Origin of the sequence: Pseudoalteromonas sp. SG45-2 (genome assembly GCF_014164115.1) — a bacterium.
Classification (GTDB): domain Bacteria; phylum Pseudomonadota; class Gammaproteobacteria; order Enterobacterales; family Alteromonadaceae; genus Pseudoalteromonas; species Pseudoalteromonas distincta.
In genome coordinates, this window is sequence record NZ_JACJEO010000049.1 from 1 (window position 1) to 3993 (window position 3993).

Here is a 3993-nt window from a genome sequence, read left to right on the forward strand (position 1 = left end):
TTGATCACAAGTCTGACTCAAGAGATTTTGCTAAATCGTAGCCTTCCAGGATGGCTTGTAACTTAAGCCATCCTTGCCATAACACTTTCACAGATGCACGCCCTGTGCGCTTGGTATCTTTCCAGCCTCCTAACTTTGCCAGTTCCTGATACGCCCATGACATATTTGGAGCAGTTTCAGGCAATGGTGTTTTTATTCTCTTTAACCACAATAACTTCCATGCTTTGGGAGATAATAGTTGTTCACAACTTGGAGAATCAGGCTGCTCATTGGTGAACTTTAGTTGCAATATTCGCGTCGCAATAAAGCCATTAATCGTCACCAATCTTTCCATGTTATCTTGGCTTTGAAGGCGTAAACTTTCGATATCCGTGCCATCACTTTTCCAGACTTTATGGTATTCCTCTACAAGCCAACGGTGCTCATAGTAGGTGATGATAGCTAAGGCGTCTTCTTTGCTGGTGACTGGTTCACTGGTTAATAGGTGCCAGCTTAAGCCGTTCTCAGCGTTTCCTCTCTCTGCACTGCCGACATAGTAAACTGGGAGGGAGCGTCCTTTCTTATTGTAAGGCGCTTTGAGTGTCACTGGCGCATAGGTGATATCCAGTGTTGCGCTTCGGGCTTTTCTTCCTCCTTTTTGTGCAATGTGGATGTGTTTGGTGCCTGCACTCATCAGCTCGCTTGCAAACGCATAGAGCTTATCCTCACCTTCTTCAATATGACGACTTTGCATCGAGCGTACGACGAATCGTTGCTGCTCGGTCAGTTTATACTGCAAGTATTCGTAGATGTCCGCTTCGCGGTCACACACCGATATCACGTTCGCCATTTGTCCTTGCAGCCGCTCTGCCATCGCTCGTGACGCTGACTCCCACTTGTAACTTTCTTTTTCTTCGTAAGAAGTCGTCGCGTGTTTTTCTCTTTTTCCAATCGTGTTGATATCACGACTCCAGCGAGACTGTTCAATTAATCCCACAACTTGCTTTGTGTCTGGCGCAAACAGTAATACGCTATGAGCTAACAAGCCTCGTTGTTTTGCTCCTCGTCCGACATGACCCAAATCATCTCGAATGGAGGAATGTTTATAAATTAGTGTGGTCGTGTCTTCTAATGCGAGCAACAAGTTATGACTTTTTGCTTGTTCAACCGTGGCTTTAAAGCCTGACTCTGCTATAGCCGTTGCGTCAATATTCTCGTTGCGAATAAAGCGGTAGGCACCTTCCATATCGGCGGGGGATTGAGTGATGTTTACAAGTGGTTTTCCTGGTTCATTTGCAAGCGTTGATGCTAACTTTACCAGACGCGCTGTTCTTCTTGGATCACCTAAGTCCGATTTACCGAATTGTTGTTTTGCCCAATGAGTATGTTCGTTAATCATAATGTGCCCTCAAACAAGATTTGAAGATCTGATCATGACATTGAGATTTAGTTCAAAAAAATCCCCGCTAATTTCTTAGCAGGGATTTGTGTATAAGAGACAGCTAATTAGCGCCTTTTTGCATTATGGCTAAATATAAATTTAATGCTGATTGATCATGTGCGTTGCTAGTTGAGAGAATGATTGCTTTAAGCCTTCACGTAACAACGGATTGTCTATTTCTATATCCAGCGTTTTATTCATGCAGTACATCCACTGATCGCGCAATGCTTTATCTACAGTAAAAGGCATATGTCTTTTACGTAGCATTGGCTGGCCATGTTTTTCAGTAAATAGGTTTGGCCCGCCTAACCAACCAGATAAAAATTCAAAAAATACTTGGCGAATTCGATCTAATGGCAGAGGATGCATATCATATAACGGTTTAGCGTATTCATCTGACTCCATTATGTCGTAGAATCGATTGGAGATAGCTCGCGCCCCTTTCTCTCCACCTATTATTTCATACGGTGTTTTTTCAGGAGTAGGAGCCTGTTGCTCGGGAGCCGGCTTAGATTTAGAAAAAAGTCGTTTAATCATATTACTTATCATTGTTAATAGGCAGTTTATAGCTGCAAAGAGGTTGCTTTAAAATGGACAAATATGCGGTTTTTGGAAATCCAATTAAACATTCAAAATCCCCCGCGATACATAAACAATTTGCTGTATCACTGGGTGAGCAAATCGACTATCGCGCAATATTAGCACCTATCGATAACTTTGAAAAAACAGTATTGTCTTTTTTTGAGCAAGGCGGTGTGGGTGCTAACGTTACAATGCCATTTAAAGAGCAAGCTTATGCAATGGCTGATGAGCTTACCCCATTAGCCAAAATAGTAGGGGCTGTTAATACACTAAAAAAACGAGATGATGGCTCATTACTCGGTGATAACACCGATGGTGTGGGCTTTGTAAATGATTTACTCGCTAATGAAGTAGCCATAACTAATAAACGCATTTTAATCATAGGTGCGGGCGGTGCTGCTCGAGGGGTTATTTTACCTTTGTTAGAGCATAACCCTCAGGAAATAATAATAGTTAATCGCACAGCACAAAAAGCCAAAGAACTCGCAGAGCTGTTTACCCAATATGGACCAGTATCTGGCTTTGGTTTTGATGATTTACCAGTAAGCGATTACTCACTAATTATAAACTCTACCTCTAGCAGCATGAATAACGAACTTCCAGCACTTGATAAAAAACACATAACTAACTGTGAAGTCGCTTATGACATGTTTTATTCACTGCAAAATACCATTTTTATGAATTGGGTTGCACAGCATAATATTAACGCTAAGCTTTTAGATGGCAGTGGCATGTTAGTTGGTCAAGCTGCTCAAGCATATTATGTATGGCGTAATAAAATGCCAAAAATACTTCCCGTCGTTGATGCGCTCAAACAAGGAACGCTTAAATGAATCAGGCAATACAATTTATAGATAGGCTAGAGTTTAGAGAGCCCGATCATCAGTTAGTATTTTTTGCACAAGTTAGTGGCATGCTGGTGGAGTGTGTAATAGAAGTAAATACACTTAAACTAACAGACGAAAGTCACGCAACAGAGTATTTTGAAAAGTATCGTTTTGATTACGAAGAACGTGCCGAGGAGCTTATCGAAGAAGAGAGCTATAACTCGGCAGGCCAAATTGAAGTAAGTTTATTAACTTAAATTAGCTATTTCAGCTAAGTACTCATCTTTAAGTGATACATAGTTATCGGCAGATATTTTTAAAAAGGCAAGTTCTTGCTCCGTTAGAGGGCGGGCTTGCTTAGCCGGACTCCCTACATATAAGTAACCAGACTCTAAGCGTTTGTTTGGTGGTACCAAAGAGCCGCCACCTATAATTACATCATCTTCAACAACCACGTTATCCATAATAATAGCGCCCATACCTACAAGTATACGGTTTCCTAATATACACCCGTGCAGCATTACCTTATGACCTACAGTTACATCGTCACCTATAATAAGTGGATAACCATCTGGATTGCTTTTAGTTGCACGAGATAAATGCAATACACTGCCATCTTGTATATTGGAGCGTTTACCAATACGTATATAGTTAACATCGCCTCGGGCGGCTACTAAAGGCCAAACACTACTATTATCACCTAAAATAATATCACCAACCAAAACTGATGACTCATCAATATAAACAGACGAATTAAACGAAGGAGTTACACCTTTATAAGAACGGATTGCCATATTTAGTGCCTTTTAGATAATAGTTATTAGCTTTGAGTGTATCAGCAAGGTTATTTTTGTACCATAAAAGGCGCCGTTTGGTTACAAAACTATCAGTTTCAGGGGGTTTAGTTCAGATACTGACCGAACAGCATCTTTTTTTACTTTTTCTTTAAAAAAGTACTTGCGTAAAAATCTGTTCTCCCTATAATGCGACCCCACTGAGACGGGAAACGCCGAAGCATAGCGAGGCACGAACTACTCAGAGAGTTAAATAAAACTTCGGTTTTAAATCTTCTAAAAAGAAAGTTTAAAACAAAGTGTTGACTCGAAAAATAAAGGGTGTATTATTCGCATCCCTTGAGACGCTAAAGCGACTCAAAACGTTCTT

At 40.8% G+C, this 3993-nt stretch carries 5 protein-coding genes; 2 read left to right on the plus strand and 3 right to left on the minus strand.

Annotated features, from left to right (window positions below; translation table 11 throughout):
* Nucleotides 1-4 precede the first annotated feature (4 nt).
* On the minus strand, nucleotides 5-1378 hold the full coding sequence (locus tag H5116_RS19955) for an IS4 family transposase (protein ID WP_182716915.1): 1374 nt from the start codon (nucleotides 1376-1378) through the stop codon (nucleotides 5-7).
* Between the two features lie 141 nt (nucleotides 1379-1519).
* Nucleotides 1520-1957 carry a group II truncated hemoglobin gene (locus tag H5116_RS19960; protein WP_004335148.1) on the minus strand — a complete coding sequence of 146 codons (438 nt, stop codon included), beginning with the start codon at nucleotides 1955-1957 and terminating at the stop codon, nucleotides 1520-1522.
* A gap of 53 nt (nucleotides 1958-2010) precedes the next feature.
* On the opposite strand from H5116_RS19960, the gene aroE reads away from it, so the two are divergent.
* Entirely contained in the window at nucleotides 2011-2835 is an 825-nt protein-coding gene (gene aroE / locus H5116_RS19965) for a shikimate dehydrogenase (protein WP_182712952.1), read from the plus strand.
* On the plus strand, nucleotides 2832-3086 hold the full coding sequence (locus tag H5116_RS19970) for a DUF1488 family protein (RefSeq protein WP_004335144.1): 255 nt from the start codon (nucleotides 2832-2834) through the stop codon (nucleotides 3084-3086). Before aroE ends, H5116_RS19970 begins: the two co-directional genes overlap by 4 nt.
* On the opposite strand, the gene H5116_RS19975 is transcribed toward H5116_RS19970, so the two are convergent.
* The gene (locus H5116_RS19975) at nucleotides 3078-3623 is read right to left on the minus strand and encodes a gamma carbonic anhydrase family protein (protein ID WP_182716916.1); all 546 of its coding nucleotides are present in this window, start codon (nucleotides 3621-3623) and stop codon (nucleotides 3078-3080) included. The two genes, H5116_RS19970 and H5116_RS19975, sit on opposite strands and share 9 nt — an antisense overlap.
* Nucleotides 3624-3993 lie beyond the last annotated feature (370 nt).

Coding starts and splice junctions, on each gene's coding strand:
- H5116_RS19970 (WP_004335144.1), top strand. CDS start 2,832: ATGAATCAGGCAATACAATTTATAGATAGGCTAGAGTTTAGAGAGCCC.
- H5116_RS19955 (WP_182716915.1), bottom strand. CDS start 1,378: ATGATTAACGAACATACTCATTGGGCAAAACAACAATTCGGTAAATCG.
- H5116_RS19975 (WP_182716916.1), bottom strand. CDS start 3,623: ATGGCAATCCGTTCTTATAAAGGTGTAACTCCTTCGTTTAATTCGTCT.
- H5116_RS19960 (WP_004335148.1), bottom strand. CDS start 1,957: ATGATTAAACGACTTTTTTCTAAATCTAAGCCGGCTCCCGAGCAACAG.
- aroE (WP_182712952.1), top strand. CDS start 2,011: ATGGACAAATATGCGGTTTTTGGAAATCCAATTAAACATTCAAAATCC.